The sequence below is a fragment of the Phenylobacterium sp. genome (assembly GCF_044372605.1).
In the GTDB taxonomy this organism is placed as follows: Bacteria; Pseudomonadota; Alphaproteobacteria; order Caulobacterales; family Caulobacteraceae; genus Phenylobacterium.
The window spans coordinates 1-6039 of sequence record NZ_JBILRO010000215.1 but is presented as its reverse complement, the minus strand read 5'-3'; the positions used below and the strand labels follow the sequence as shown (position 1 = coordinate 6039).

General features: G+C 67.3%; 7 protein-coding genes and 1 tRNA gene. 4 read left to right on the top strand and 4 right to left on the bottom strand.

The features are described 5' to 3' along the window. From ACIQ42_RS14835 to ACIQ42_RS14825, 3 genes are all read right to left on the bottom strand, one after another. Window positions 1–299: AAA family ATPase (locus ACIQ42_RS14835; protein WP_397423029.1), on the bottom strand; the 299-nt coding region annotated here is incomplete at its 3' end. A 47-nt stretch (window positions 300–346) separates the two neighbouring features. Next, the gene (locus ACIQ42_RS14830; protein ID WP_397423028.1) at window positions 347–796 is read right to left on the bottom strand and encodes a DUF3429 domain-containing protein; all 450 of its coding nucleotides are present in this window, start codon (window positions 794–796) and stop codon (window positions 347–349) included. After that, the gene (locus tag ACIQ42_RS14825; protein WP_397423027.1) at window positions 793–1185 is read right to left on the bottom strand and encodes a thiol-disulfide oxidoreductase DCC family protein; all 393 of its coding nucleotides are present in this window, start codon (window positions 1183–1185) and stop codon (window positions 793–795) included. The genes ACIQ42_RS14830 and ACIQ42_RS14825 overlap by 4 nt, the downstream gene beginning before the upstream one ends. Window positions 1186–1290: 105 nt before the next feature. Here ACIQ42_RS14825 and polA point away from each other — a divergent pair, with 105 nt between their 5' ends. Next, window positions 1291–4161 carry a DNA polymerase I gene (gene polA, locus ACIQ42_RS14820; RefSeq protein WP_397423030.1) on the top strand — a complete coding sequence of 957 codons (2871 nt, stop codon included), beginning with the start codon at window positions 1291–1293 and terminating at the stop codon, window positions 4159–4161. Window positions 4162–4179: 18 nt separating this feature from the next. Here polA and ACIQ42_RS14815 read toward each other — a convergent pair. After that, window positions 4180–4255 (bottom strand) — tRNA-Ala (locus tag ACIQ42_RS14815). Between the two features lie 108 nt (window positions 4256–4363). Here ACIQ42_RS14815 and ACIQ42_RS14810 point away from each other — a divergent pair. The 3 genes from ACIQ42_RS14810 to ACIQ42_RS14800 form a co-directional block, all read left to right on the top strand. Then, entirely contained in the window at window positions 4364–4669 is a 306-nt protein-coding gene (locus tag ACIQ42_RS14810) for a YggT family protein (RefSeq protein ID WP_397423026.1), read from the top strand. A 181-nt stretch (window positions 4670–4850) separates the two neighbouring features. Continuing rightward, entirely contained in the window at window positions 4851–5612 is a 762-nt protein-coding gene (locus ACIQ42_RS14805; protein WP_397423025.1) for an SIR2 family NAD-dependent protein deacylase, read from the top strand. A 79-nt stretch (window positions 5613–5691) separates the two neighbouring features. Further along, window positions 5692–6039, top strand: a 348-nt coding sequence (locus ACIQ42_RS14800; RefSeq protein ID WP_397423024.1) for a hypothetical protein, incomplete at its 3' end; no start/stop codon positions are given.

Below are 6039 nucleotides of genomic sequence, written 5' to 3'. Positions count from 1 at the left end.
GCGCCGGGGGTCTCGACGCCGGTGCCCAGCCGGGTCTCCTCGTCGCCCGCCCGCACGGTCACCGCCACGGCCCAGGCGCGTCCATGCGTCTCGCCCGGCATCCGGCGGCCAACCTCCGCCAGCCCCGAGCCGCGCAATCCCCGGCCGGGAATGAGAAAGCTCACCGCCTCCAGCAGGTTGGTCTTGCCCGCGCCATTGGGTCCCGCCAGCCAGACAGGCCGCCCGTCCAGCGCCAGCTCCGCCGTGGCGTAGGACCGGAAGTCCGTCAGGGTCAGGCGTGTCAGGGCGCAGGCGGTCACCGGGGCGTCTTAGCCTGCTTCAGGGTCGAGCGCGAACAAGCCAGGGGTCAGGTCTGCAGAAACAGGGCCCCGGCGACCAGGCCTGCGATCGCGCCGCCGCTCAGCAAGGTCCGCAGACCCGGATACCAGACAGGCAGGCCTCGCGCCCGGACATCCCACAGCCACTGCAGCGCCAGGCCCAGGACCAGGGCTCCGATCTGCCAGACGCGCGCGCTCATCGGCAGCATTACGATGGCCAGGGCAAACAGCGTTGGCAGCATCGCCAGCGAGATCGTGATCGGCGACGGCGACGGGCCGGACGCCGCAAGACCCCATCGCGCACCGCCCAGGAACGACAGGATCAGCGCGGCGTAGGCGATCAGTAGCTTAAGCACCAACTCGCCATAGGCCGGCGCCAGCAGGCCGACCAGAGGCGGGCCCAGAAACCCGGCAAGACCCAGAACGCCGTAGATCAGGATCACGCCCGGGGTCGCCTTGAGGCTGGCAAACAATGTCATGGAACCTCCGCGACAGGTCCTGTCAGGCGGCGGGCCAGCGCCTGCAACCGGGGGCGAATCAGCAGGAAAGCGCGATAGGCCCGCTCAAGCACCCAGAGCACCGGCGGGCTGCGCGCCATCAGGCCGACCGGTCGCAACACCGGGATCGCCCGCCACATGGCCGCGAAGGCTGCTGCGCCGGACACCATCGGTCCACCCGCCTCCTGGGCATGGAACCGCGCCAGCAGGGTTGACCGGTCGATCGGGCACGCCGCGCCCTCGGCCACATTGACGAAGGCGATGGCCTCACGTCGATCCAGTCGCCGCAGCCAGGCGATCTCCCGCCGGCACAGCGGGCAATCGCCATCGTACCAGACGGTGACCTGCGATGCCGACACTGGACCAATCATGCGGAATTCAAATCTCCTCGGCCCAGCCCTAGCGCCGTCGCCGGGTTGCGGCAATCTGTTCGCGAAGCGGGTGACCTTGCGCCCGTGCCGCCCTATCGTGTCGACATGAGCGACACTCTCGAAACTGCATCCGCCGGCGCCAAGGCCGAACCTCAGGACGGGGCCGCGATCCGGCTCTATCTGGTCGACGGCTCTGGCTTCATCTTCCGGGCCTTCCATGCCCTGCCGCCGCTGACGCGCAAGAGCGACGGCGTACCGATCGGCGCTGTCTCCGGCTTCTGCAACATGATCTGGAAACTGCTGGTGGACATGAAGACGTCCGCGGAGGCGCCGACGCATCTGGCGGTGATCTTTGATCACTCGGAGAAGACGTTCCGCAACAAACTCTATGATCAGTACAAGGCCCACCGCCCGCCGCCGCCCGAGGATCTGGTGCCGCAGTTCCCGCTGGTGCGGGAGGCCACGCTGGCGTTCGGCGTGCCCGCCATCGAACTGCCGGGCTATGAGGCCGATGATCTGATCGCGGCCTATGCCTGCAAGGTGCGCGACATGGGCGGCGAGGTGGTGATCGTTTCCTCCGACAAGGACCTGATGCAACTGGTCGGCCCGAAGGTCTTCATGTTCGATGCCATGAAGAACGTGAAGGTCGGAATTGAACAGGTCGCCGGGAAGTTCGGCGTTACGCCGGACAAGGTCGTCGATGTGCAGGCTCTTTGCGGCGATTCGGTCGATAATGTGCCGGGCGCGCCGGGTATCGGCATCAAGACCGCCTCGGCGCTGATCAACGAATACGGCGACCTCGACACCCTTCTGGCCCGCGCCGGCGAGATCAAGCAGGACAAGCGCCGCCAGACCCTGATCGACTTCGCCGACCAGATCCGGCTGTCGCGACAGCTGGTGCAGCTCGACTGCGACACGCCCCTTCCGGAACCGCTGGAGGCTCTGGTGGTCGATGATCCGGACCCGGCCGTGCTGGCGGCCTTTCTGGAGAAGATGGAATTCCGCACGCTGGCCCGCCGGATCGGCGACGGCAAGGCTGCAAACGCCGGGCCGGGAATCACCGTCGCCGCTACGCCTGCGCCGGAGACCAAGGCGCCCGCCGCGCCTGCCCACGGGGCGGTCGATGTCAACGCCTATGAATGCGTGCAGGATCTGGCGGCGCTGGACCGCTGGATCGCCGAGGCTGCGGCCGCCGGCGTGATCGCCTTCGATACCGAGACGGACGCCCTGGGCGCCACCAGTGCGGGGCTCTGCGGCGTGTCGCTGGCCACTGCGCCGGGCAAGGCCTGCTACATCCCGCTGGGCCATGTGCATGAGGGCGAGGGCGGGCTGCAGCTGGATGCGCCGGCCGACCTCACCCAGATCCCGATGGACGCCGCCATCGCCCGGCTGAAGCCCTTGCTGGAAGACCCCTCGGTGCTGAAGGTGGCCCAGAACGCCAAATACGACATGGCCGTGCTGGCCCGCTACGGCATCCAGGTCGGACCCATCGAAGACACCATGCTGATCAGCTTCGCCCTCGAAGGCGGTCTGCACAAAAGCCACGGCATGGATGAGCTCTCGCGCCGCCTGCTGGGCCACGAGCCGATCAGCTTCAAGACCGTGGCCGGAACGGGCAAGGCGCAGAAGAGCTTCAAGCACGTCGAGCTGGAGCCCGCGACGCGCTACGCCGCCGAGGACGCCGATGTCACCCTGCGCATCTATGAGCATCTGCGCCCGCGGCTCGCGCACGAGCATCTGCTGACGGTCTACGAGACCCTGGAACGGCCGATGCCGGGGGTGCTGGTGGAGATGGAGCTGGCCGGCATCCGCGTGGATCCTGACAGGCTGCGACAGCTCTCCAACGACTTCTCGGTCCGCATGGCCGAGTTCGAACTGGAGGCCCATCGCGTCGCGGGACACCCCTTCAATCTGGGCAGTCCCAAACAGGTCGGCGACATCCTGTTCGGTGAGATGGGACTGGCGTCTGGCAAGATGACATCCACCGGGGCCCAGTCCACCGACGCCTCCATGCTGGAAGATCTGGCCGCCCAGGGCCATGAACTGCCACGCATCCTGCTGGACTGGCGTCAGCTCTCGAAACTGAAGGGTACGTACACCGACAATCTGGTCGCCGCGATCGATCCGAAAACCAACCGCGTGCACACCTCCTACTCGCTGGCCGCGGCCACCACCGGGCGTCTCGCCTCGTCAGATCCCAACCTGCAGAACATCCCCATCCGCACCGAGGAGGGGCGCAAGATCAGGAAGTGCTTCATCGCCGATCAGGGCCATGTGCTGATCAGCGCCGACTATTCCCAGATCGAGCTGCGCCTGCTGGCCCACATCGGTGACATTCCGCAGCTGAAACAGGCCTTCGCCGACGGCCTCGACATCCACGCCATGACCGCCTCCGAGATGTTCGGCGTGCCGATCGAGGGCATGCCCGCCGAAACCCGCCGCCGGGCCAAGGCCATCAATTTCGGTATCGTCTACGGTATCTCCGCCTTTGGTCTGGCCAACCAGCTGTCGATCCCCAGGGAAGAGGCCGGCGCCTACATCAAGACCTATTTCGAGCGCTTCCCCGGCATCCGCACCTACATGGATCGCATGACCCGACAGGTCCGCGCCGAGGGCTTCGTCACCACCATCTTCGGGCGCAAGGTCTATATCCCAGCCGCCCAGGGCCGCTCCCAGGCCGAACGCGCCTTTGGCGACCGCGCCGCCATCAACGCCCCGATCCAGGGCGCCGCCGCCGACGTGATGCGCCGCGCCATGATCAGGATGCCTGAGGCCCTGCGCGCCGAGGGGCTGACGGCCAGGATGCTGCTGCAGGTCCACGACGAACTGGTCTTCGAAGCCCCGGAAGCCGAGGCCGAAGCCGTCATCGCCGTGGCCCGCCGCATCATGGAGCGGGCGGCGGAGCCGGCGCTGTCGATCTCGGTGCCGCTGGTGGTGGAAGCCCGCGCCGCCTCCAACTGGGACGACGCGCACTGAGGGCTATGCAAGGGTTCCTGGTGGAGCCGAGGGGAATCGAACCCCTGACCTCCTCATTGCGAACGAGGCGCTCTACCATCTGAGCTACGGCCCCAGGAAGCGGCGGAATAAGGCTATTGGGGCGGGGTCTGTCAAGCGGCGTTGCGTGCGCCGGCGAAACGGTCGCCTTGTCAGGGCCACAAAGGCAGGTAGAAGCGGAGCTATGACAGGATTTATCTTTTACGTGATCAGTGGGCTGCTGAGCCTGCTGGTCTTCGCCATCATCGCCAGCGCCATCCTCTCCTGGCTGGTGGCGTTCAACGTGATCAACATCCGCCACCCGGTCGCCAGCGGCGTCGTGCGGTTTCTGGACGCGGTCACCCGGCCCGTGCTTGCGCCGTTCCAGCGCTTCATCCCGTCGCTGGGCGGGGTCGATATCTCGCCGATCGTGGCGATCCTGGTGATCCAGGCGGCGCGGCAGTATCTGCTGCCCTGGCTCTTCGCGCCGCTGTTTCGCATCGTCGGCTGACAATTGCGCCGGGTCGGGAACGGTTCGGGGTTGAGGACGTTAACCTCCTGATCTCTCCGCGCCCTCCCCGATGGGCGCGGGAAGGTCCAGGGATCGACCCGACTCTATTTCGCGCCCCCGACCGGGGGTCGGGCCGATCCCCCCTTTTCGCAGGCCGCCCTTCGGGGTTAGCCTCGCCCCCATGTCGCATCCCGCCTCCGCCAGCCGCTCCGACCTCGCGCGCCTGATCGCCGACGCCCGTCGCATCGTCGTGTTCACCGGCGCGGGCATTTCCACCGAAAGCGGCATTCCTGACTTCCGCAGCCCCGGCGGCGTCTGGAGCAAGATGAAACCCATCCAGTTCCAGGATTTCGTCGCTAGCGAGGATCGCCGCCGCGAAGCCTGGGACCGCGCCTTCAGCGGTCGCGCCGGCTGGGTGGGGCGCGAGCCCAACGCCGGCCACATGGCGGTTTCGCGCCTGATCGCCCAGGGCCGCGCCAGTGCGGTGATCACCCAGAACGTCGACAACCTGCATCAGGCCTCCGGCATCGCGCCGGACAAGGTGATCGAACTGCACGGCAACGCCAGCTACGCCACCTGCCTGGCCTGCAGCGAGCGCCACGAGCTGGATGAGCTGAAGACGCTCTACGAAGCCACCGGCGACCTCCCGGCGTGCAGGCTGTGCAGCGGGATCGTCAAGACCGCGACCATCTCCTTCGGCCAGGCCATGCCGCTGGGGCCGATGGCGCGGGCCGAGGCCGAGACGCTGGCCTGCGATCTCTTTCTCGTGCTGGGATCATCGCTGGTGGTCTATCCGGCGGCGGGCTTCCCGGTGATGGCGAAGCGCAACGGCGCGCGGCTGGCGATCGTCAACCGGGAAGAAACCGAGCTGGACGGCTATGCCGACCTCGTGCTGCACGATGAGATCGGCCCGGTGATGACGGCGGCGGCGCCGGCCAACTAATTTCGCATTTCCGGCATTTGGTCACACCGCCGCCGCGATCTTTCGGCTAAGCGCTCCGGCCACACGCCCGGAGCTGCCCGTGATCAGACCTCTCCTTCTTGTCGCCCTCACTGCGCTCGTCACCGCGGGCTGCAGCAAGGAGGGCCCGACTGCCGCCTCCGGCGATCCCTATGCCGGCCTCGACAAGGAGATCGTCAGCTGGCGCGACAGCATCAAGGCCCGTCACCCGGCCTGCGCCAGCAAGGCGGACGACAAGGGATGCGTCGGGTTCGAGGTCACCTGCAAGGCCAACCAGATCATCACGCCCGCCGAAACCGCCGGCGGCGCCACCGCCCGGGTCATCGCCGCCATGACCTTCATGGGAAATGGCGGGAACGGCAACTCCGGATCGGCCTTCGCGGTGTTTACAAGGTCCGCCGGCGCCTGG

Bases quoted from the DNA above. Each gene is read 5' to 3' on its own strand.
- ACIQ42_RS14830 (WP_397423028.1), bottom strand. From the start codon at position 796: ATGACATTGTTTGCCAGCCTCAAGGCGACCCCGGGCGTGATCCTGATC.
- ACIQ42_RS14825 (WP_397423027.1), bottom strand. From the start codon at position 1,185: ATGATTGGTCCAGTGTCGGCATCGCAGGTCACCGTCTGGTACGATGGC.
- polA (WP_397423030.1), top strand. From the start codon at position 1,291: ATGAGCGACACTCTCGAAACTGCATCCGCCGGCGCCAAGGCCGAACCT.
- ACIQ42_RS14810 (WP_397423026.1), top strand. From the start codon at position 4,364: ATGACAGGATTTATCTTTTACGTGATCAGTGGGCTGCTGAGCCTGCTG.
- ACIQ42_RS14805 (WP_397423025.1), top strand. From the start codon at position 4,851: ATGTCGCATCCCGCCTCCGCCAGCCGCTCCGACCTCGCGCGCCTGATC.